Origin of the sequence: Clostridium septicum, assembly GCF_003606265.1 — a bacterium.
Taxonomy (GTDB): Bacteria; Bacillota; Clostridia; order Clostridiales; family Clostridiaceae; genus Clostridium; species Clostridium septicum.
Window position 1 is genome coordinate 1,549,632 of sequence record NZ_CP023671.1, and the last position, 25,227, is coordinate 1,574,858.

At 36.6% G+C, this 25,227-nt stretch carries 10 protein-coding genes, 2 tRNA genes and 7 rRNA genes; 1 reads left to right on the forward strand and 18 read right to left on the reverse strand.

What is annotated here, in order from left to right; genetic code table 11:
• Positions 1-16 precede the first annotated feature (16 nt).
• The 7 genes from glgA to CP523_RS06850 form a co-directional block, all read right to left on the reverse strand.
• On the reverse strand, positions 17-1,453 hold the full coding sequence (gene glgA, locus CP523_RS16220) for a glycogen synthase GlgA (protein ID WP_205687137.1): 1,437 nt from the start codon (positions 1,451-1,453) through the stop codon (positions 17-19).
• Positions 1,454-3,475 (reverse strand): 1,4-alpha-glucan branching protein GlgB, encoded by a 2,022-nt coding sequence (gene glgB, locus CP523_RS16225; RefSeq protein WP_066678988.1) that lies wholly within the window; start codon positions 3,473-3,475, stop codon positions 1,454-1,456.
• Positions 3,476-3,850: 375 nt separating this feature from the next.
• Positions 3,851-3,967: ribosomal RNA gene (rrf, locus tag CP523_RS06830) — 5S ribosomal RNA — on the reverse strand.
• A gap of 202 nt (positions 3,968-4,169) precedes the next feature.
• Positions 4,170-7,073, reverse strand: a 23S ribosomal RNA gene (locus CP523_RS06835).
• 304 nt (positions 7,074-7,377) lie between these two features.
• A 16S ribosomal RNA gene (locus CP523_RS06840) occupies positions 7,378-8,892 on the reverse strand.
• The 16S, 23S and 5S rRNA genes sit together here, the layout of an rRNA operon.
• A gap of 427 nt (positions 8,893-9,319) precedes the next feature.
• Positions 9,320-10,207 (reverse strand): patatin-like phospholipase family protein, encoded by an 888-nt coding sequence (locus CP523_RS06845; protein WP_066679265.1) that lies wholly within the window; start codon positions 10,205-10,207, stop codon positions 9,320-9,322.
• A 150-nt stretch (positions 10,208-10,357) separates the two neighbouring features.
• A complete protein-coding gene (locus CP523_RS06850; protein WP_066679266.1) occupies positions 10,358-11,164 on the reverse strand; it encodes a pyruvate, water dikinase regulatory protein in 807 nt (268 codons plus the stop codon).
• A gap of 184 nt (positions 11,165-11,348) precedes the next feature.
• Here CP523_RS06850 and CP523_RS06855 point away from each other — a divergent pair, with 184 nt between their 5' ends.
• Complete coding sequence (locus tag CP523_RS06855; protein ID WP_120140728.1) at positions 11,349-12,098, forward strand: signal peptidase II; 750 nt, start codon at positions 11,349-11,351, stop codon at positions 12,096-12,098.
• A 91-nt stretch (positions 12,099-12,189) separates the two neighbouring features.
• Here the strand turns inward: CP523_RS06855 and CP523_RS06860 are convergent.
• The 11 genes from CP523_RS06860 to CP523_RS06910 all read right to left on the reverse strand — a co-directional run bounded on the left by CP523_RS06860 (position 12,190) and on the right by CP523_RS06910 (position 25,224).
• Positions 12,190-12,265 (reverse strand) — tRNA-Lys (locus CP523_RS06860).
• 5 nt (positions 12,266-12,270) lie between these two features.
• A 5S ribosomal RNA gene (gene rrf / locus CP523_RS06865) occupies positions 12,271-12,387 on the reverse strand.
• Between the two features lie 336 nt (positions 12,388-12,723).
• Positions 12,724-13,674: an L-lactate dehydrogenase gene (locus CP523_RS06870; RefSeq protein ID WP_066679271.1), complete on the reverse strand. Its 951-nt coding sequence runs from the start codon at positions 13,672-13,674 to the stop codon at positions 12,724-12,726.
• Between the two features lie 182 nt (positions 13,675-13,856).
• Positions 13,857-13,932: transfer RNA gene (locus CP523_RS06875), tRNA-Lys, on the reverse strand.
• Between the two features lie 5 nt (positions 13,933-13,937).
• Positions 13,938-14,054 (reverse strand): 5S ribosomal RNA (gene rrf / locus CP523_RS06880).
• A gap of 202 nt (positions 14,055-14,256) precedes the next feature.
• Positions 14,257-17,160: ribosomal RNA gene (locus CP523_RS06885) — 23S ribosomal RNA — on the reverse strand.
• 304 nt (positions 17,161-17,464) lie between these two features.
• Positions 17,465-18,979, reverse strand: a 16S ribosomal RNA gene (locus tag CP523_RS06890).
• Between the two features lie 444 nt (positions 18,980-19,423).
• On the reverse strand, positions 19,424-20,173 hold the full coding sequence (locus CP523_RS06895; protein WP_120140729.1) for a MerR family transcriptional regulator: 750 nt from the start codon (positions 20,171-20,173) through the stop codon (positions 19,424-19,426).
• 120 nt (positions 20,174-20,293) lie between these two features.
• Positions 20,294-21,403, reverse strand: a complete 1,110-nt coding sequence (gene glgD, locus CP523_RS06900) for a glucose-1-phosphate adenylyltransferase subunit GlgD (RefSeq protein ID WP_066679170.1) — start codon at positions 21,401-21,403, stop codon at positions 20,294-20,296.
• Positions 21,404-21,422: 19 nt separating this feature from the next.
• A complete protein-coding gene (locus CP523_RS06905; protein WP_066679172.1) occupies positions 21,423-22,583 on the reverse strand; it encodes a glucose-1-phosphate adenylyltransferase in 1,161 nt (386 codons plus the stop codon).
• 205 nt (positions 22,584-22,788) lie between these two features.
• Positions 22,789-25,224 (reverse strand): glycogen/starch/alpha-glucan phosphorylase, encoded by a 2,436-nt coding sequence (locus CP523_RS06910; protein WP_066679174.1) that lies wholly within the window; start codon positions 25,222-25,224, stop codon positions 22,789-22,791.
• Between the last annotated feature and the right edge of the window lie 3 nt (positions 25,225-25,227).

Below are 25,227 nucleotides of genomic sequence, written 5' to 3' on the forward strand. Positions count from 1 at the left end.
TAAAATAGATAAACTATTATTCGCAGGCCATCAATTCACTGTACATTTTCTTATATTCCTTTGCGGATTTACTCCAACTATTATTAGAATTCATAGCCTGTATTATTAATAATTGCCAACTTTTTCTATTTTTATAAACTTTCAATGCATATTTTGTTATTTTATATAATTCACTATGATTATAATTTTTAAAACCAAATCCTGTTCCCTCATCAGTATGTTCATTGTACGGTTTTATTGTATCTTTAAGCCCTCCTGTTTCTCTAACAATAGGAATAGCTCCATATCTTAAAGCTATTAATTGCCCAAGTCCACAAGGTTCAAATAAAGATGGCATTAAAAACATATCTGAAGCAGCATATATTTTATGAGCTAATGAATTATCAAATAGCATCTTAGCCTTAATCTTTTTATGGTATCTTGCTTCAAATTCTTTAAACTTATTTTCGTAGCATGAATCCCCCGTTCCTAGAATCACCACTTGAACATCTTCCTGTAATAGACCTTCTAGCATATTTACTATTAAATCACAGCCTTTTTGATGTGTTAGTCTAGATACCATCCCTATCATAGGCACTTCACTATTCACAGGTAACCCTAAATGTTCTTGTAAATGCTTTTTATTAAACTTCTTATCTTCAATATTTTTCAGTGAATAATTTTTATAAATTAGCTTGTCCTTAGAAGGGTTATACTCGTCATAATCTATTCCATTAACAATTCCTTGTAGGTAATCACCTCTATACTGTAGTAATCCATGCAGTCCTTCTCCATATTCAGGTGTCTTTATTTCTTCTGCATAGCTTTTACTTACAGTAGTTATTTTATCTGAATAATTAATTGCTCCTTTTAAAAAACTAACTCCACCATTAAACTCTATGCTTCCATCGTTAAATAATCCATAATCATATCCAAATAACTCTGGTAAAATTTCCTTACTAAATGTTCCTGTAAAAAATAAATTATGAACTGAAAATACCGTTTTTATATCTTTATAAAAATCATCTCTCATATACTCTACCTTATGAAGAACTGGAATCATACCTGTCTGCCAATCATTGCAATGTATTAAATCAGGCTTCCAATCTATTTCTTTCATAAAATTAAGTACAGCTCTATTAAAAAATGCAAATTTTTCTCCGTCATCATAATATCCATATAATCCATTTCTTTTAAAATAGTATTCATTATCTATAAAATAATAAATTACACCTCTATATTTATATTCAAATATTCCACAATACTGATTTCTCCAACTTACAGGAACCATAAACCATTTTATAAATTTAAATTTTTTTTTAAAATTTTTATTTATGTCTCTATATTGGGGAATTACAACACGTATATCTACGTCTAATTTACTCAATGCTTGTGGTAAAGCCCCCATAACATCTCCTAATCCACCTGTTTTTATAAATGGATGTGCCTCTGATGCAACCATCAATACCTTCATTTAAATTTTCTCTCCCTTTTCTACCTTTTGTTCTTTCTTATTTTTCCTAATAACATTTCTACTATTATGTTTATTACTACTATTGACTTTATTAAATTCCTTAACTCCTAATACTAATGTAGCCATTGGTGGAATTTTAGTCTTTATTGAATATGGTTGACTATGACTTTCAATCTCCTGCGCTACTAAAATATCATCAATAACTTGCCCAGAACCACCATACTCAGCATTATCTGTATTAAATAATTCTTTATACTCTCCTAAATATGGTACTCCAACTTCAAAATCATAATAAACTACAGGAGTAAAGTTACATATAAATATTAATGTATCCTTATCTTCCTTACCTTTTCTAATAAAAGTTATAATACTTTGATCATCATTATCTGCATCTATCCATTGAAATCCATTTGTATCATAATCAAGTTCCCATAAAGCTTTGTTATTTTTATAAAACTTATTTAATTCTTTAAAATATCCTTGGGTCTTTTTATGCATTTCAAACTCATCAATTAACTTCCATTCTAACTCCTCATATTCTCTCCATTCAATAAATTGACCAAACTCTGACCCCATAAATAAAAGTTTCTTTCCTGGGTGTCCAATCATATATGAGGTAAATAACCTTAAACCAGAAAACTTATTCCAATAATCTCCCCACATCTTATCAACTAAAGATTTTTTACCATGAACTACTTCATCATGGGATATAGGTAATATAAAATTTTCTGAGTAGTTGTACATCATAGAGAAATTTAATTTATTATGATGATGCTTTCTATATATAGGATCTAATTCAACATATTCTAATGAATCATTCATCCATCCCATATTCCATTTAAAATTAAAACCAAGTCCTCCTTCATGAACTGGCTTTGTCACATTAGGCCAAGAGGTTGATTCTTCAGCAATCATAAGCATATTTCCACATTCAGAAAAAACCACAGTATTTAATTCTTTTAAAAATTCCATTCCTTCTAGACAACCATTATCACCATATTTATTAGGTATCCATTCACCTTCGTTTCTTCCATAGTCTAAATATATTATATTTGATACAGCATCTACTCTAAGCCCATCTACATGAAATTCCTTTATCCAATACAATGCATTAGATATTAAAAAACTTTTAACCTCTGGTTTACCTAAATCAAAATTAAAAGTTCCCCACCCTTTGTTATCGGCTTTCCATCCTTCTTCGTACTCATAAGTTGGGCCTCCATCAAACATATATAATCCATGCTCATCTTTACAGAAATGACTTGGTACCCAATCTAATATAACTCCAATATCATTTTTGTGTAATTCATTAATTAAATTTTTTAATCCTTCAGGTGTACCATATCTACTAGTTGGAGAATAGTATCCTACTCCTTGATATCCCCAAGATGCATCCAAAGGATGCTCTACTAAGGGCATTATTTCCACATGAGTATATCCCATTTCAACTAAATATTTAGGTAGTTCAATAGCTAATTCATCATAACTTAAAAATTTACCATCTCTAGTTTTCCAAGAGCCTAGATGAACTTCGTATATATTTAAAGGATTTTCATATACATTATTCTTTTTTCTTTTATTAATCCACTTTCTATCATTCCACTTAAATTTTATATCTTCTTTAACTATAGATGCCGTATTAGGTCTTAATTCAGATAAACAAGCATATGGATCAGCTTTATAAACTCCTTTAGTTCCCCATTTGTTAACTATATAATACTTATATCTACATCCAGGTTTTAATCCTTGAATAAAAATACTCCACAACCCTTTACCTGTAACTCTTTTAAGCTTGTACTCATCTGTTGGTTTGAAATCATTAAAATCTCCAACAACATATATGGAACTCGCATTTGGTGCCCATGTAGTAAATCTTATTCCTCTCTTTCTATTCTCTACAATACAATGAGCTCCCATAAATCTGTAACTATTATAGTTTTTACCTTCATGAAATAAATAATTATCTTCTTCATATATTTCTCCCTTTTTAACTACTACTTTTTTTTCTTTTATAGCTACCATATATCCCCCTCCTTATCCCCATAATCGATTTACATATATTTGAAATTATATCATAGTTAACTTTCTTTTCCCATTTCTTTTGAAATACAATTATCCTCATTTTTTTATTTAACTCTACAGCATTCATTAGTATTCATTTTTTTAAGAGCACTTTTAACAAATTAATTATAAAACCATAATATTTTTATAATTTAAAAAATATTCAAACAATTTTCCTTTTAAAACCTTATTTTTTCTTTTTTATATAAATTAATACTTTTTAGTTAAATTTAGTAAAATATACTTTTAAATTTTTCTACAAAAAAATAAGATGGTTCAAATCAAAACCATCTTAAAAACAAAAAAATAAGAGTCTATTAAGACTCTTATTTACTAACCTGGCAACGTTCTACTCTCCCACACAGTCTCCCATGCAGTACCATCGACGCTGTAGAGCTTAACTTTCCTGTTCGGAATGGGAAGGAGTGTTTCCTCTACGCCATCATCACCAGATGATGTGAGATCCTAAATCTTTGATTTATATATCAAACCTACTCAGCTGTGCTGAGTTTCCTTTTCAACAATTAAATCTCAGTTTAGTTCTTACTTTACTTTTTCAGAGAATGTTCTCTGAAAATTGCACATGAATGAGAGCCAAAATCTTTGATTTCGTTTCTCGAATTCACTCAGCTCTGCTGAGTTTCATCTTATTGTTTTGGTCAAGCCCTCGACCTATTAGTATCAGTCAGCTAAATATGTTACCACACTTACACCTCTGACCTATCAACCTTGTGTTCTTCAAGGGGTCTTACTAGCTTATGCTATGGGAAATCTCATCTTGAGGGGGGCTTCACGCTTAGATGCTTTCAGCGTTTATCCCTTCCCGACTTAGCTACCCAGCCATGCTCCTGGCGGAACAACTGGTGCACCAGAGGTCAGTCCATCCCGGTCCTCTCGTACTAAGGACAGCTCCTCTCAAATTTCCTACGCCCGCGACGGATAGGGACCGAACTGTCTCACGACGTTCTGAACCCAGCTCGCGTGCCGCTTTAATGGGCGAACAGCCCAACCCTTGGGACCTACTACAGCCCCAGGATGCGACGAGCCGACATCGAGGTGCCAAACCTCCCCGTCGATGTGGACTCTTGGGGGAGATCAGCCTGTTATCCCCGAGGTAGCTTTTATCCGTTGAGCGATGGCCCTCCCACGAGGTACCACCGGATCACTAAGCCCGACTTTCGTCCCTGCTCCACTTGTGGGTGTCGCAGTCAGGCTCCCTTCTGCCTTTGCACTCTTCGAACGATTTCCGACCGTTCTGAGGGAACCTTTGGGCGCCTCCGTTACTTTTTAGGAGGCGACCGCCCCAGTCAAACTGCCCACCTAACAATGTCCCGTCACCAGATTCATGGCGTCCGGTTAGAACCCCAATACTGTCAGGGTGGTATCCCAAGGTTGACTCCACCAAGGCTGACGCCCTAGTTTCCAAGTCTCCCACCTATCCTGTACAGACAATATCGGAATTCAATGCTAAGCTACAGTAAAGCTCTACGGGGTCTTTCCGTCCAATCGCGGGTAGCGAGCATCTTCACTCGCACTACAACTTCGCCGGATTTGCAGTTGAGACAGTGCCCAAGTCATTACGCCATTCGTGCGGGTCAGAACTTACCTGACAAGGAATTTCGCTACCTTAGGACCGTTATAGTTACGGCCGCCGTTTACTGGGGCTTAAGTTCACACCTTCGCTTGCGCTAAGTGTTCCCCTTAACCTTCCAGCACCGGGCAGGCGTCAGCCCCTATACATCAGCTTGCGCTTTAGCAGAGACCTGTGTTTTTGCTAAACAGTTGCTTGGGCCTATTCTCTGCGGCCTACTCTCGTAGGCACCCCTTCTCGCTAACTTACGGGGTCAATTTGCCTAGTTCCTTAACTGCAATTCTTCCGCTGGTCTTAGGATTCTCTCCTCATCTACCTGTGTCGGTTTGCGGTACGGGCACTACTTCTCTCTCTAGATGCTTTTCTTGGAAGCATGGAATCAGATACTTCAGCCTAATGGCCTTCCCCATCACGCCTCAGGATTGTTGAAACGGATTTGCCTATTTCAACTCCCTAAACGCTTAGACTAGCATTTCCAATCGCTAGCACATCCTATCCTTCTCCGTCACACCATCGATAATAACGATTGTAGTGGTATCGGAATATCAACCGATTGTCCATCGCCTACGCCTATCGGCCTCGGCTTAGGTCCCGACTAACCCTGGGCGGACGAGCCTTCCCCAGGAAACCTTAGATTTTCGACCTGTGAGATTCTCACTCACATCTCGCTACTAATGCCAACATTCTCACTCGTAATCAGTCCACCGCTCCTTACGGTACGACTTCAGCCCGATTACGACGCTCCTCTACCGCTCATCTTACGATGAGCCCGTAGCTTCGGTGGTAAGTTTGAGCCCCGGACATTTTCGGCGCAGGATCTCTCGACTAGTGAGCTATTACGCACTCTTTCAATGAGTGGCTGCTTCTAAGCCAACATCCTAGTTGTCTTAGAAATCCCACATCCTTTTCCACTTAACTTACACTTTGGGACCTTAGCTGACGATCTGGGCTTTTTCCCTTTTGACCACGGATCTTATCATTCGTAGTCTGACTGCCGGACTAATAGTATATGGCATTCGGAGTTTGATAAGGTTCGGTAAGCGATACGCCCCCTAGCCCATTCAGTGCTCTACCTCCATTACTCATATCCGACGCTAGCCCTAAAGCTATTTCGAGGAGAACCAGCTATCTCCGAGTTCGATTGGAATTTCTCCGCTATCCACAGCTCATCCCATGCTTTTTCAACAGCAACGTGGTTCGGTCCTCCACGGGGTTTTACCCCCGCTTCAACCTGGCCATGGATAGGTCACCCGGTTTCGGGTCTACGGCATGCAACTACTCGCCCTATTAAGACTCGGTTTCCCTTCGGCTCCGTACCTTAAGTACTTAACCTTGCTACATACCGTAACTCGTTGGCTCGTTCTACAAAAAGCACGTCATCACACTCATATGGTGCTCTGACCGGTTGTAGGCACACGGTTTCAGGTTCTATTTCACTCCCCTCCCGGGGTTCTTTTCACCTTTCCCTCACGGTACTGCTTCACTATCGGTCATCAGGTAGTATTTAGCCTTGGGAGGTGGTCCTCCCTGCTTCCCACAAGGTTTCACGTGTCTCGTGGTACTCTGGATCAGAACTCTAAACCTTTTTGTTTTACCTACGTGGCTATTACACTCTATGGCCTAACTTTCCAGTTATTTTCGGTTACAAATTAGTTTATTTTATGTTCTGTCCGCAACCCCAGAGATAAATCTCTGGTTTGGGCTCTTTCCCTTTCGCTCGCCGCTACTTAGAAAATCGATTTTTCTTTCTCTTCCTCCAGGTACTTAGATGTTTCAGTTCCCTGGGTTTACCTTCCTGCAACTATTTATTCATTACAGGATACATGGGGTTTCCCATGTGAGTTTCCTCATTCGGAGATCTCCGGATCACTGGCTATGTGCGCCTACCCGAAGCTTTTCGCAGCTTATCACGTCCTTCATCGGCTCCTGATGCCAAGGCATTCACCATGCGCCCTTTGTAGCTTGACCTATACGGTTCTCTTTTACAAAGAGTTAATTTACTTTCACAAAGAATATTATTCTTGGCTTGTTGTCACTTCTCAATTAACTTTCGTTAATCTGAAACTCCTGTTCACATACGCTTTCAGGAGTAAGTTCGAATAACTAAATTATAATTTTAGATTCTCACTTAAGTTGTTTTTAATTCATGTGCAATTTTCAAAGAACAAAAATTTTGAAGGCTTTTGGTCCTTCAAAATTGAACAGAAGTTAAGATACCATATCTTTTGAGTTATTACTAGTTAATCATCTTGTTAACTAGATTTCTCCATAGAAAGGAGGTGATCCAGCCGCAGGTTCTCCTACGGCTACCTTGTTACGACTTCACCCCAATCGCTGACCCTACCTTAGGTCGCTGCCTCCTTGCGGTTAGCTCACGAACTTTGGGTATTGCCAACTCTCATGGTGTGACGGGCGGTGTGTACAAGGCCCGGGAACGTATTCACCGCGACATGCTGATTCGCGATTACTAGCAACTCCAGCTTCATGTAGGCGAGTTTCAGCCTACAATCCGAACTGAGACAAGTTTTATAGTTTAGCTCCACCTCGCGGTATTGCATCTCGTTGTACTTGCCATTGTAGCACGTGTGTAGCCCTAGACATAAGGGGCATGATGATTTGACGTCATCCCCACCTTCCTCCCGGTTAACCCGGGCAGTCTCGCTAGAGTGCTCAACTAAATGGTAGCAACTAACAATAAGGGTTGCGCTCGTTGCGGGACTTAACCCAACATCTCACGACACGAGCTGACGACAACCATGCACCACCTGTCATCCTGTCCCCGAAGGGACTTCCTCGATTAAGAGTAATGCAGGAGATGTCAAGTCTAGGTAAGGTTCTTCGCGTTGCTTCGAATTAAACCACATGCTCCGCTGCTTGTGCGGGCCCCCGTCAATTCCTTTGAGTTTTAATCTTGCGACCGTACTCCCCAGGCGGGATACTTAATGTGTTAACGGCGGCACGGAAGGAGTTGATACCTCCCACACCTAGTATCCATCGTTTACGGCGTGGACTACCAGGGTATCTAATCCTGTTTGCTCCCCACGCTTTCGAGCCTCAGCGTCAGTTACAGTCCAGAGAGTCGCCTTCGCCACTGGTGTTCTTCCTAATCTCTACGCATTTCACCGCTACACTAGGAATTCCACTCTCCTCTCCTGCACTCTAGACTTCCAGTTTGAAATGCAGCCCCCAGGTTGAGCCCGGGTATTTCACATCTCACTTAAAAGTCCGCCTACGCTCCCTTTACGCCCAGTAAATCCGGACAACGCTCGCCACCTACGTATTACCGCGGCTGCTGGCACGTAGTTAGCCGTGGCTTCCTCCTCAGGTACCGTCATTATCGTCCCTGAAGACAGAGCTTTACGATCCGAAAACCTTCATCACTCACGCGGCGTTGCTGCATCAGGGTTTCCCCCATTGTGCAATATTCCCCACTGCTGCCTCCCGTAGGAGTCTGGGCCGTGTCTCAGTCCCAATGTGGCCGATCACCCTCTCAGGTCGGCTACGCATCGTCGCCTTGGTGAGCCGTTACCTCACCAACTAGCTAATGCGCCGCGGGCCCATCTTGTAGCGGATTACTCCTTTAATTGCTGCTCCATGCGAAGCTGCAATGTTATGCGGTATTAATCTCCCTTTCGGGAGGCTATTCCCCTCTACAAGGCAGGTTGCCCACGTGTTACTCACCCGTCCGCCGCTAGGTTTGTTTCCGAAGAAACTCCCCTCGCTCGACTTGCATGTGTTAGGCACGCCGCCAGCGTTCGTCCTGAGCCAGGATCAAACTCTCACTAAAAAGTTTAATCTGTTGCTCAAATTACTTTGAGTCTTTTAAGACTCTCAAAAGAATTGCTGGTTATTACTTAACTTTTATTCTGTTCAATTTTCAAAGACCATTTTCTTCATCGCCCTCAAGCGACTCGTTTATCTTACCACTTTCATCATTTTGTGTCAACAACTTTTTAAAAAAAGTTTTTTCAAGTTTTTTTGACTTGTTTCTAGTGGATGAGATAAATATTATCATCATATTTAAATTATGTCAACTATATTTTTATGTTTTTTAAATCTAATTATAATTTCTTAACTTTAATATTCATATATTGTCTTTTCTTTCGTATATTAACATACATTTCATAGTTAAGCTAAAGAAATATACGTAGATGCATTATGTTAAAGCTTAATACTCTAATTAACTAAAATTCATTTCTGCACATATTAACTATTTATTTAAATATATTTTTTATCCTTTTAATTATGTTGTTTCTTTCTTTTGTCATTTTATTCTCTTCTTTATCTAAAAATCTTACTAATTTAATTATAGGAGTGATTGTATTAATTGTATCATCATACCCAACTATCATTCTCTCTTTAGATATTTTAGAATCAAATTCTAAAACTCCATCCAAAGCTCCATCTTCAACTACACTTGGTACAATTTCTATAATATCTAAATTATTAAATTTCCTTTTATCTATTTTACTTTCTTTAGATAAATGTACTATTATTAATAAGTCACATACTTCATCATATATAGATTCAATAGGTACATTATCTACTATTCCACCATCTAAATACTCTTCACCTTCTACCTTCTGTTTCTCATAAATCATTGGTATTGCAGAACTTGCCAATAATATTTTCTTTATTTCATCACAACTATACTTATTAATAAGAAAGTGTTTAGCCTCTAATTTATCAATATCTGTACAAGTTACATAACATCTAATATCTGAGTCTGTAATAAAATTTAATTCTAGATTATCTATTATCTTTTCTAATCCTCCTCTAGAAATATTTCCACCTAGAATCATCTTTGGTATATACTTCTTAATGAAATGAATATTTTTTATACCAACATCTAATAATGTCTTTCTTATTTTCAAATCAGCTTGGTTAATTGGTAATATTTCATTAGGCTTTATATTTTTCCATATTTCTTCTGCTAAACTTAAATCTCCTTTCATAAATAAAACCGCATTTAAAGCACCTATAGATGTTCCTGATATAACTTTTACATACTTTTCTATATTTAATTCTCTTAAAGCTCTCCACACACCAATTTGATATGCCCCTCTGGCCCCTCCTCCAGCTAATACTAACCCTATTTTCAAAATATCCTCCTAATCTTTTATTCTAAAAAATCAACTCGTAAACTATTAAATTTGCTGCTATCATAAAATTATCAGTAAATTTAAAACAAATATAATTTCCTAAAACCAAAAAGGCGATTTAGAATTAATTTCCGTATCGCCAAATGTTGTTTATTTATTATCATGACCTAAAGCTTTAATAATTATTAACGCAGTATCCTCTATTGCTCTTTGTGTAACATCAATAGTTCTACATCCTAACTTTCTCATTATCCTATCTGAAAACTCAAACTCTTCTAGAATTCTTGCATCACTTGCATATTCTATATCTGCTGGTATTCTATGAAATTTATCTAATCTACGTTTTCTAATTTCTATTAATTGAAGTGGATTTATAACAAGGCCAAATATTTTCTTTTTATCTATTTCATATATTTCTTCAGGTACTCCTACTTCGGGTACTAAAGGAATATTTATGGCCTTAATTCCCTTATTAGCTAAATACATACACAATGGTGTTTTAGATGTTCTTGATAATCCAACTAAAACTACATCTGCATTTTTTAGTCCTCTATAATCTTTACTATCATCATATTGCATAGCAAATTCCATGGCTTCAATTCTCTTAAAATAAACTTCATCAGTTTTCCACATTGCCCCTGGATTGTAATTAGGAATTTTATTAATTATAGTCGATGCAACATTTATTATTGGACCTAATACATTTAATACTGATATATTTTTTTCAGCCCCTTTTTGGGTTAGATACTCTCTAACGTTTACAGTTATTATAGTAGATACTACCATGACCTTCTCGCAAAGTTCTATTTCCTTTATTAACTCTTCAACATCCTCTAATGTTTTTACATAAGGTATCCTTTTTACCTCTACATCATTCCCAAATTGACTTGCAGCAGCAACCGCTACTTGCTCAGCTGTTTCTCCTATAGAATCTGAAACTGCAAAAATAGTTAACATTCTAATACCCTCCTCATTGGTCTATCCTTATTAATATTATTTTTCTAATTATTATTAATATTCTAAAAATATACTTTTCTTAATTATATCAATATTTTCAATAAATTGTTATACATATATGAATTTATGTATTATATATGATAAAATCTTTATATTGATATACTTTATTAAATAGGAGGTTTTTATGAAGCAAAAATTAAATAAAGATAAATTGATAACTATATCACTGCTTCCAGCTATGTGGTTAATATACTTCTTATTCGAAATATTCACAGGAAGAGTCAAAGACTTATACACTTTAACATTAAATTTATCATTGATATTTGTATTTGCTTTTACTGGGTGGATTATTTACTATTCTTTTGAAAAAAATTCTAAAGGTTTATCTTTTAAAAACCTAAGTATTTTATTCATTATATTAATGATTATAGATCAAGGTGGAAAAATAATAATAAAATTCTTCTTTTTTCATAAATACTTCGAAATAATCCCAAACTTTTTATCTTTTAACCCTATAATAAATTCTGAGGGTTCTTGGCTAAATGCCAGATTTGGATTTGGAGTAAGTTTCCCTATTCTTATTCTAGTAAACGCACTAGCTCTTTTTCTATTTGTAGAACTTTATAGATATTATCTTAATAAAGGGAATAAGGGATTCTGGAGTGACATGTGTTTTATATTTATATTTACTGGAGCTTTATGTTCATTAATAGATAAAGTTTTTTATGGTGGTAGTTTAGACTTCATTGGAATTAGTAATTTGTTTGTAGCTGACATTAAAGATATCTATATAAATATTGGGATTTTATTTTTTATAATGTGTATATATACTAGTGGGTATTTATCAGATAATGAAGATACTACATTAAAAGAAGATATTCAAGGAATAAAGAAGTTTTTGTCATTTGTAAAAAAAGATATTTTTAAACTATAAAAAAGGAAAAGGTATATTACCTTTTCCTTTTTATATATATTATGCTAAGCAAGTTCCTATTAAAAAATCACTTCTTTCGAAGTGATTTTTGTGGTGGCTTACCGGGGAATCGAACCCCGGACACCTTGATTAAAAGTCAAGTGCTCTACCGACTGAGCTAGTAAACCATATGACCTGGCAACGTTCTACTCTCCCACACAGTCTCCCATGCAGTACCATCGACGCTGTAAAGCTTAACTGTCCTGTTCGGAATGGGAAGGAGTGTTTCCTTTACGCCATCATCACCAGATATTTTGCTCTCAACAAGAACTAATTATATAGACTTTTGATTAATATGTCAACACCTTTTTTAAAAAAACTTTTATTTTCTTTTAGTTTTTTTATAACAAGACATATATCTTACTTAACTAACTAAATAACAGGAGGAATATTGTAAATATTTTAGCTTTATATTAGTATCTTTACTTACTAAAGATTAATTAATTTCCACAAGTTTATATTATTTTTATCCACATTGTTTATAACTTTTCACGCTATTTGTTAATAACTTTATAGGAAATAATATTTAAAACAAAAATAAGGGATATAAAACTTAAAAACAATTTTATATCCTTTTATAAAAAATTTAGTATCCTAATTTACTTATATATTCTCTTATAACATTATTAGATTTTTTAAACTTATCTAGCTCCTCATTTGTCATATCTAATTCAACAACCTCTTTAACACCATTTCTATTTAATACAGCAGGTACTCCTGTAAACACATTTTCTTCACCATACTCTCCATCTAATAATGTTGATACTGGTATTATTTTATTTTCATCATTTAATATAGCTTTAATTATAGCTACAGTTGATGTTGCTATTGCATAATAAGTTGTTCCTTTTCTATTATAAACTTCCCAACCAGCTTTAGCTGTATCTGCAACTAGTTTATCTAAATCTACATTCCCAACTCTATCTTTATTGTCCTCTATTACTTTATTAAAAGGCTTTCCCCCAACATATACATGTGACCATGGCACCATTTGTGAATCCCCATGTTCACCCATAGAATAACCTTGAACACTTCTAGGATCAACATTTAACAACTCACCTATAAAATTCTTTAATCTAGCAGAATCTACTGATGTACCAGATCCTATTACATGGCTTTTTGGCAACCCTGATAATTTATATACATGATATGCTATAATATCCACAGGATTTGATATTATTATAAAATATCCTTTAAATCCACTCTTCATTATAGGATCAACTATAGACTTAGCTATTTGGGCTGATAAATCCAAAGTATCTAACCTAGTTTGCCCTGCTTTTGGTGGTGCTCCTGCTGTTATTACCACTATATCAACATCACCACAGTCTTCATACGAACCTCTCTTAACTCTTGTATTTCTATTTAAATACTCTATACAGTGATTTAAGTCCATCACTTCTCCAAGAGCCCTTTCTTCATTAATATCTATCATTAATATTTCTTCACAAACCCCTTGTGTTATTAGACTAAACGCAGTACTTGAACCAACTAGTCCAGTTCCTACTATAGCTACTTTTCTTGCTTTTAATGGCATTATGTTTTCCTCCTTAGCAAATCAAATATTTATTTCTTCTTATTTCATTATATATATAAATTCTTTATATTGAAATAAAATTGTTTTAAATATATAAATTTACTGAATTTTTTCTATATAGTTATATTATATAATTTTTTATAAAAGCAAAAAAATCCTAAACTTTTAGTTTAGGATTTAAATGGTGCGTCATCAGGGATTCGAACCCGGGACACCCTGATTAAGAGTCAGGTGCTCTACCAACTGAGCTAATAACGCATATTACCTGGCAACGTTCTACTCTCCCACACAGTCTCCCGTGCAGTACCATCGACGCTGTAGAGCTTAACTTTCCTGTTCGGAATGGGAAGGAGTGTTTCCTCTACGCCATCATCACCAGATGGTGTGAGATCCTAAATCTTTGATTTAGATATCGAACCCACTCAGCTGTGCTGAGTTTCCTTTTCAACAATTAAATCTCAGTTTAGTTCTTACTTTACCTTTTCAGAGAATGTTCTCTGAAAATTGCACATGAATGAGAGCCAAAATCTTTGATTTCGTTTCTCGAATTCACTCAGCTCTGCTGAGTTTCATCTTATTGTTTTGGTCAAGCCCTCGACCTATTAGTATCAGTCAGCTAAATATGTTACCACACTTACACCTCTGACCTATCAACCTTGTGTTCTTCAAGGGGTCTTACTAGCTTATGCTATGGGAAATCTCATCTTGAGGGGGGCTTCACGCTTAGATGCTTTCAGCGTTTATCCCTTCCCGACTTAGCTACCCAGCCATGCTCCTGGCGGAACAACTGGTGCACCAGAGGTCAGTCCATCCCGGTCCTCTCGTACTAAGGACAGCTCCTCTCAAATTTCCTACGCCCGCGACGGATAGGGACCGAACTGTCTCACGACGTTCTGAACCCAGCTCGCGTGCCGCTTTAATGGGCGAACAGCCCAACCCTTGGGACCTACTACAGCCCCAGGATGCGACGAGCCGACATCGAGGTGCCAAACCTCCCCGTCGATGTGGACTCTTGGGGGAGATCAGCCTGTTATCCCCGAGGTAGCTTTTATCCGTTGAGCGATGGCCCTCCCACGAGGTACCACCGGATCACTAAGCCCGACTTTCGTCCCTGCTCCACTTGTGGGTGTCGCAGTCAGGCTCCCTTCTGCCTTTGCACTCTTCGAACGATTTCCGACCGTTCTGAGGGAACCTTTGGGCGCCTCCGTTACTTTTTAGGAGGCGACCGCCCCAGTCAAACTGCCCACCTAACAATGTCCCGTCACCAGATTCATGGCGTCCGGTTAGAACCCCAATACTGTCAGGGTGGTATCCCAAGGTTGACTCCACCAAGGCTGACGCCCTAGTTTCCAAGTCTCCCACCTATCCTGTACAGACAATATCGGAATTCAATGCTAAGCTACAGTAAAGCTCTACGGGGTCTTTCCGTCCAATCGCGGGTAGCGAGCATCTTCACTCGCACTACAACTTCGCCGGATTTGCAGTTGAGACAGTGCCCAAGTCATTACGCCATTCGTGCGGGTCAGAACTTACCTGACAAGGAATTTCGCTACCTTAGGACCGTTATAGTTACGGCCGCCGTTTACTGGGGCTTAAGTTCACACCTTCGCTTGCGCTAAGTGTTCCCCTTAACCTTCCAGCACCGGGCAGGCGTCAGCCCCTATACATCAGCTTGCGCTTTAGCAGAGACCTGTGTTTTTGCTAAACAGTTGCTTGGGCCTATTCTCTGCGGCCTACTCTCGTAGGCACCCCTTCTCGCTAACTTACGGGGTCAATTTGCCTAGTTCCTTAACTGCAATTCTTCCGCTGGTCTTAGGATTCTCTCCTCATCTACCTGTGTCGGTTTGCGGTACGGGCACTACTTCTCTCTCTAGATGCTTTTCTTGGAAGCATGGAATCAGATACTTCAGCCTAATGGCCTTCCCCATCACGCCTCAGGATTGTTGAAACGGATTTGCCTATTTCAACTCCCTAAACGCTTAGACTAGCATTTCCAATCGCTAGCACATCCTATCCTTCTCCGTCACACCATCGATAATAACGATTGTAGTGGTATCGGAATATCAACCGATTGTCCATCGCCTACGCCTATCGGCCTCGGCTTAGGTCCCGACTAACCCTGGGCGGACGAGCCTTCCCCAGGAAACCTTAGATTTTCGACCTGTGAGATTCTCACTCACATCTCGCTACTAATGCCAACATTCTCACTCGTAATCAGTCCACCGCTCCTTACGGTACGACTTCAGCCCGATTACGACGCTCCTCTACCGCTCATCTTACGATGAGCCCGTAGCTTCGGTGGTAAGTTTGAGCCCCGGACATTTTCGGCGCAGGATCTCTCGACTAGTGAGCTATTACGCACTCTTTCAATGAGTGGCTGCTTCTAAGCCAACATCCTAGTTGTCTTAGAAATCCCACATCCTTTTCCACTTAACTTACACTTTGGGACCTTAGCTGACGATCTGGGCTTTTTCCCTTTTGACCACGGATCTTATCATTCGTAGTCTGACTGCCGGACTAATAGTATATGGCATTCGGAGTTTGATAAGGTTCGGTAAGCGATACGCCCCCTAGCCCATTCAGTGCTCTACCTCCATTACTCATATCCGACGCTAGCCCTAAAGCTATTTCGAGGAGAACCAGCTATCTCCGAGTTCGATTGGAATTTCTCCGCTATCCACAGCTCATCCCATGCTTTTTCAACAGCAACGTGGTTCGGTCCTCCACGGGGTTTTACCCCCGCTTCAACCTGGCCATGGATAGGTCACCCGGTTTCGGGTCTACGGCATGCAACTACTCGCCCTATTAAGACTCGGTTTCCCTTCGGCTCCGTACCTTAAGTACTTAACCTTGCTACATACCGTAACTCGTTGGCTCGTTCTACAAAAAGCACGTCATCACACTCATATGGTGCTCTGACCGGTTGTAGGCACACGGTTTCAGGTTCTATTTCACTCCCCTCCCGGGGTTCTTTTCACCTTTCCCTCACGGTACTGCTTCACTATCGGTCATCAGGTAGTATTTAGCCTTGGGAGGTGGTCCTCCCTGCTTCCCACAAGGTTTCACGTGTCTCGTGGTACTCTGGATCAGAACTCTAAACCTTTTTGTTTTACCTACGTGGCTATTACACTCTATGGCCTAACTTTCCAGTTATTTTCGGTTACAAATTAGTTTATTTTATGTTCTGTCCGCAACCCCAGAGATAAATCTCTGGTTTGGGCTCTTTCCCTTTCGCTCGCCGCTACTTAGAAAATCGATTTTTCTTTCTCTTCCTCCAGGTACTTAGATGTTTCAGTTCCCTGGGTTTACCTTCCTGCAACTATTTATTCATTACAGGATACATGGGGTTTCCCATGTGAGTTTCCTCATTCGGAGATCTCCGGATCACTGGCTATGTGCGCCTACCCGAAGCTTTTCGCAGCTTATCACGTCCTTCATCGGCTCCTGATGCCAAGGCATTCACCATGCGCCCTTTGTAGCTTGACCTATACGGTTCTCTTTTACAAAGAGTTAATTTACTTTCACAAAGAATATTATTCTTGGCTTGTTGTCACTTCTCAATTAACTTTCGTTAATCTGAAACTCCTGTTCACATACGCTTTCAGGAGTAAGTTCGAATAACTAAATTATAATTTTAGATTCTCACTTAAGTTGTTTTTAATTCATGTGCAATTTTCAAAGAACAAAAATTTTGAAGGCTTTTGGTCCTTCAAAATTGAACAGAAGTTAAGATACCATATCTTTTGAGTTATTACTAGTTAATCATCTTGTTAACTAGATTTCTCCATAGAAAGGAGGTGATCCAGCCGCAGGTTCTCCTACGGCTACCTTGTTACGACTTCACCCCAATCGCTGACCCTACCTTAGGTCGCTGCCTCCTTGCGGTTAGCTCACGAACTTTGGGTATTGCCAACTCTCATGGTGTGACGGGCGGTGTGTACAAGGCCCGGGAACGTATTCACCGCGACATGCTGATTCGCGATTACTAGCAACTCCAGCTTCATGTAGGCGAGTTTCAGCCTACAATCCGAACTGAGACAAGTTTTATAGTTTAGCTCCACCTCGCGGTATTGCATCTCGTTGTACTTGCCATTGTAGCACGTGTGTAGCCCTAGACATAAGGGGCATGATGATTTGACGTCATCCCCACCTTCCTCCCGGTTAACCCGGGCAGTCTCGCTAGAGTGCTCAACTAAATGGTAGCAACTAACAATAAGGGTTGCGCTCGTTGCGGGACTTAACCCAACATCTCACGACACGAGCTGACGACAACCATGCACCACCTGTCATCCTGTCCCCGAAGGGACTTCCTCGATTAAGAGTAATGCAGGAGATGTCAAGTCTAGGTAAGGTTCTTCGCGTTGCTTCGAATTAAACCACATGCTCCGCTGCTTGTGCGGGCCCCCGTCAATTCCTTTGAGTTTTAATCTTGCGACCGTACTCCCCAGGCGGGATACTTAATGTGTTAACGGCGGCACGGAAGGAGTTGATACCTCCCACACCTAGTATCCATCGTTTACGGCGTGGACTACCAGGGTATCTAATCCTGTTTGCTCCCCACGCTTTCGAGCCTCAGCGTCAGTTACAGTCCAGAGAGTCGCCTTCGCCACTGGTGTTCTTCCTAATCTCTACGCATTTCACCGCTACACTAGGAATTCCACTCTCCTCTCCTGCACTCTAGACTTCCAGTTTGAAATGCAGCCCCCAGGTTGAGCCCGGGTATTTCACATCTCACTTAAAAGTCCGCCTACGCTCCCTTTACGCCCAGTAAATCCGGACAACGCTCGCCACCTACGTATTACCGCGGCTGCTGGCACGTAGTTAGCCGTGGCTTCCTCCTCAGGTACCGTCATTATCGTCCCTGAAGACAGAGCTTTACGATCCGAAAACCTTCATCACTCACGCGGCGTTGCTGCATCAGGGTTTCCCCCATTGTGCAATATTCCCCACTGCTGCCTCCCGTAGGAGTCTGGGCCGTGTCTCAGTCCCAATGTGGCCGATCACCCTCTCAGGTCGGCTACGCATCGTCGCCTTGGTGAGCCGTTACCTCACCAACTAGCTAATGCGCCGCGGGCCCATCTTGTAGCGGATTACTCCTTTAATTGCTGCTCCATGCGAAGCTGCAATGTTATGCGGTATTAATCTCCCTTTCGGGAGGCTATTCCCCTCTACAAGGCAGGTTGCCCACGTGTTACTCACCCGTCCGCCGCTAGGTTTGTTTCCGAAGAAACTCCCCTCGCTCGACTTGCATGTGTTAGGCACGCCGCCAGCGTTCGTCCTGAGCCAGGATCAAACTCTCACTAAAAAGTTTAATCTGTTGCTCAAATTACTTTGAGTCTTTTAAGACTCTCAAAAGAATTGCTGGTTATTACTTAACTTTTATTCTGTTCAATTTTCAAAGACCATTTTCTTCATCGCCCTCAAGCGACTCGTTTATCTTACCACTTTCATTATTTTGTGTCAACAACTTTTTTAAAAAAGTTTTTTTCAAAACATTCAAGTGATTTTTTGTCCTTAGCTGTTCCGCTAAGTACATGATTTATAATACTCCCTATCCCCTATTAATTCATATGTAAACCTAGGTGTAATGAAAATTTATCTTTAATATATCTACATTATTCTATCTTTTACTCTGTTTTTTATCTATTGATACACCTGGAAGGGTTATCTTATTTCTATTTAATTATCTGAATTTTAATTTGATTTTAATTATATAAATAACTCTTCCAATCTTAATTATCATTTTAAATTAATTCTTATTACAATATATATCTATTGCTTCTTTAATGAAATTAGCTAAACCTTTTTTGTATTTGTCATAAAATTTAATGAACCTCTCATCTGTAACATATAATTCTCCAAGCCCTCTATATATCTCTATAGTACATTGATAAAAATTACTAGTTATATGGTTTCTATATTCTTCAATTAAATTTTGCACCTCTTCACAGCTTGGGTTACTATCCATAAGCTTTGCTAAGGAATTAAATATTTCGTCTGCATTATCCTGAATTTTCTTCCAATCATCTTTATTATATTTATTAGTTTTTTTATTGCACTCATCTACTATTTTTTTAGGATACTTTTCTCTTACCTCTTTCTCATATTTCTTTTTAAATTCTTCTATTTCTTTCATATTAAACACCTTAAACCTTTCATTATAATCTAAACTATTATTAGAATTAGATAAAATATCTGATATTGAATTAATTATTTCATCTAAGCGATTACTTTTTCTTAATAAAAGTTCTTTTTGAATTTTTAGTACCTCTACCTTATCAAAATTAGGATTATTTACTATATTTTTTATTTCATTTAGTGAAAAGCTCAACTCTTTAAAGAATAATATTTGATGTAGTCTTTCAATATCATCCTTCGAATAAACTCTATATCCTGATTTATTAATAAAATTAGGTTTTAATAAATTAATTTCATCATAATAATGCAGTGTTCTTACACTTATTCCTGCCATGGTTGCAACCTCTTTTATTTTATACAAACCTAATCACCTCAAATATTAGTTTAGACTATAACGTAAAGTAATAGTCAATATAGTTTTCAAATAAAAAAAGAGTTTTGTTCATTGAAACAAAACTCAAAAATACTAAAGTTAATATTATTAAAAAATTGCTTTTTCTTTTTCTATAGTTATTGGTAAACTACCTTCTCCCCTAATTATATTATCATTACTAATTACAATCCCTTTATCAGAAATAACATTATCCATAATAACATTATCTCCTATTACTGTATTTTGCATTATAATACAATTTTTAATTACAGATCCTTTACCAATTTTAACTTGCCTACCAATAATGCAGTTTTTAACCGTTCCTTCTATATAAGATCCATTTGCCACTATAGAGTTATTTACTTTACTTCCATCTGTATATTTTGTTGGAAACTCATCTTGTACTTTCGTATATATTGGTACATTACTATGAAATAACTCTTTATTAACCTCTTCCTTCAAAAAGTTTAAATTTGCATTAAAATATGACTGTATAGAATTTATACACGATAAATATCCACTAAACTCAAAAGCCCCTACCTTTAAATTATCTATATTTAAATGTATAAATTCTTTTACTTTTTTATATAGTCCGCTTCGTATTCCTTCATAAATTATATCAATAAAAAGATCTGTTTTTAAAATATACATCTCCATATTTACATTAGCATTATTTTCATGCCCTATATTATTTTCAATTCCAATAACTCTATTTTTATTATTTATATTTAAAATTTCACAATCTATGAAATTATTATTTGCATCACTAATTTTTTTGTACACTACTGTTATGTCATTATCTAATCTCTTATGATACTTAATTAAATCATTATAGTTAATATTGCATATCATATATGATGGTGCAATTAAAACATACTCTCTTCTACTTTTCTTTATAAATTCTATATTACTTTCAAAGTTATGAACATCGTCATAAACAGGATCATCATTTCCAAAATTAAAAACCCTAAGTCCATCCTTCTTTCTATGAAGATCCCATGGTCTCCCATTAGATAAATGATCTATTAACGAACGTGACTTATTTTTTGTAAAAACCCCTATTGCTTCTATTCCCGAATTAGTCATATTTGATAATATAAAGTCTATAATTCTATATCGTCCAGCTATTGGTATAGACGCCAATACTCTATTGCTCACTAAATTCCCCATTTTACTATCATTTTCATCTAAGTTTATTATGCCTAAACAACTGTTCATGCACTCTCCCCCTTAATTATTATAGTGATTCTGCTGGCTCTAACGTTGTCCCACTACTTAAATCCTCCTTTGCTGCTATTACTGCTATCTTATTTCCATCTCCAATTACACATTCTTTTCTTATTATTGCATTACTCCCGATTATGGCTTTCTCTATTGTCACATTATTCCCTATCTTAGTATCAGGCATAATTACCGAATTTCTAATTACAGTATTCTTTCCTACATAAACCCCTTGAAACAATACTGAATTTTCTACAGTTCCATAAACTGTGCATCCCTCTACTATTAAAGAATTTTTAACAGCTGCATCCTTTCCTATATATTGAGCTGGCCTAACAGGATTATTAGAATATATTTTCCAATCATTATTATAAAGATTTAGGTCATTATATCTTTTTAATAGATCCATATTAGCTTCCCATAAACTTGTTATTGTACCAACATCCTTCCAATAACCTTTAAAAGGATAGGCAACTAATCTCTTGCCTTTCATTAACATCCTAGGTATTATGTTCTTTCCAAAATCATTACTTGATTCTAAATCTTTCTCATCTTCTTTTAAAAATTTCTTTAAAACCTTCCATTTAAATATATATATTCCCATAGATGCATTTGTACTTTTAGGGTTTTCTGGTTTCTCTTCAAACTCATATATTGATAGATCATCTCTAGTATTCATTATTCCAAACCTACTTGCCTCTTCTAATGGAACATCTATAACTGCAATAGTAGCATCTGCTTCCTTAGATTTATGAAATTCTAACATTTTATCATAGTTCATTTTATAAATATGGTCTCCTGATAATATTAAAACGTACTCAGGATCATATCTGTCTACATATTCAATATTTTGATATATGGCATTAGCAGTTCCCTTGTACCACATACCACCTTTTTCATGTTGATATGGAGGTAATATATTAACTCCGCCATCTCTTCTGTCTAAATCCCAAGGCGCACCAATACCTATGTGTTCATTTAAATCTAGAGGTTTGTACTGTGTCAATACTCCAACTGTGTATATTCCAGAATTAGAACAATTGCTTAATGGAAAATCTATAATTCTATACTTACCACCAAAAGGCACAGCTGGTTTTGCCAATCTTTTAGTAAGTACTCCTAATCTCGATCCTTGTCCACCAGCAAGAATCATGGCAACAATTTCCTTTCTACACATAATACTTCTATTATCCCTCCCTAAATTCATATAAATAATTTCTTTATATTCATATAAATATTTTCTTTATATTCATAAATCTCTTCTTTATATACCTATGTAAATACACTTCAATATATGTTAAGTATATTTGTAATTATTATTTTTTATTTAAATAAAGGAGCACTTGTCTAAATAAACTAATGCTCCTTAAAATTGCTAACTTCTATAAATTTTTATAAATAACATCTGATCCCCAAATACCAGTTGCATATTCTTTTATTGTTCTATCTGATGAAAATATACCTGAATGTGCTATATTTACTCCACATATCTTTTGCCAGTTATACATATCATTATATAAATTATCTACCCTTTCTTGAGCTCTTATATAAGCATCAAAATCTTTTAATACAAAGAACTCATCATTATAATTTAATAAACTTTGATATATTACTCTAAACTTTTCTCTATCACTGGAGTAGGTTCCATCGATTAAACTATCCATCACTCTCTTTACTCGTACATCGCTATTATATATATCCCATGAACAATATCCACCATTTTTATAGTAATCTAAAACTTCATCTGCTGTTAAGCCAAATATTACAATATTCTTTTCTTTTACTTCATCTTTAATTTCAATATTAGCTCCATCTAATGTAGCTATTGTAATTGCACCATTCATCATAAATTTCATATTAGATGTTCCTGATGCTTCTTTTGTTGTAGTTGAAATTTGTTCACTCAAATCTGTAGCTGGAATTATTTTTTCTGCTAAAGATACCCTATAATTATCTAACATTAATACTTGTATTTTTTTATTTACTCTTGAATCATTATTAACTTTATCTGCAATTGCATTTATAAGCTCAATTATATTTTTAGCTAAAATATACCCTGGTGCAGCCTTTCCTGCAAAAATAAATGTTCTTGGTTTAATATTTAGATTAGGATTATCTATTAATCTATTATATAAATCCATTACTCTTAAACAATTTAAAGTCTGCCTCTTATAGGCATGAATTCTTTTTACTTGAACATCAAATATTGAATTTGGATCTACAATAATTCCTTTTGTCTTATATATTTCTTTGGCTAAGTCTTTTTTATTTTCTAATTTTATACTATCTAGTCTTTCTAAAATATTTCTATCGCTTAAATATCTTTCGAAATTTTCCAAATCCATTGGGTGCTTTATAAAACTATCCCCTATTGTGTCCTTTAATAAATTTGTTAAATTAGGATTACATTTTAATAGCCACCTTCTATGAGTTATTCCATTAGTTTTGTTATTAAACTTTTTAGGATATAAATAATAGAAATCTGACATCTCCTTTTTCTTAAGTATTTCCGTGTGTAGCTTAGCTACACCATTTACGCTATGACTACTAACTATAGCAAGGTTAGCCATTCTTACATATCCATCCCCAATGATAGCCATTCTGGATATTTTTTCCCACTGACCTATATACTTATTCCAAAGCTCTTTACAATACCTTTCGTTTATTTCTTTAACTATCATATATATTCTAGGAAGTAATTTTTTAAACATATCTATTGGCCACTTTTCAAGAGCTTCAGCTAATATAGTATGATTTGTATATGAATTTACATTTTGAGTTATTCTCCAAGCTGTCTCCCAAGGTAATCCTTCTTCATCTATTAATATTCTCATAAGTTCTGGAATAGCTAAAGTTGGATGAGTATCATTTATATGAATTGCTATTTTTTCATCAAGCTCTAATATATTTCCGCCATGTTTTTTGTAATGCCTTATAATACTTTGAAGTCCCGCAGATACAAAGAAATATTGTTGTTTTAATCTAAGCATTTTGCCTTCATAAAAAGAATCTTCTGGATATAACACAAGAGAAATTGATTCTACTGAATTTTTGTACTCAATAGCCTTTAAAAAATCTCCTCTACTAAAAGATGAAAAATCAAATTCATTAGACACAGGTTCTGCACTCCATAATCTTAAAGTATTTACAACTTCATTTTCATACCCTACTATAGGCGTATCATAAGGAACAGCTAATACTGGCTCATAATTAACATGATTAAATGCTAATTTTCCATTTACAGTCTCTACTTTCACTTCTCCTCCAAATTTAACAATTTCCGATTTATCACTTTTCTTTATTTCCCATACATTACCCTCTCTAAGCCAATTATCCGGTACTTCTACTTGCTTTCCATCAATTATTTTTTGTTCGAAAAATCCATACTTATATCTTATACCACAACCATGTCCCGCAATATTTAACGATGCCATAGAATCTAAAAAGCATGCTGCCAATCGCCCTAATCCCCCATTCCCTAACCCTTGATCTTGTTCTAAATTCTCTAATTCTTCTAAATCTACATTAAGCTCATTTAATGCTTCTTTGCACATATCTCTTATACCTAGATTTAAAAGAGCATTTCCTAACAATCTCCCAAGTAAAAACTCCATTGAAAGATAATAGACCTGTTTTTCACCAGTTTTATTATATTTCTTATTTGTTCTTATCCAAGCTTTAGTTACATAGTCTCTAACTAAACTACCTAGAGCCTCATATTTTTGAAGATTACTTCCTTCTTCAAGCTCCTTACCATGTAACTCCAAAAATTTCTTTTTATAATCTGCTTTTAAAGATTTCTTATCTATATCTAGCATAAA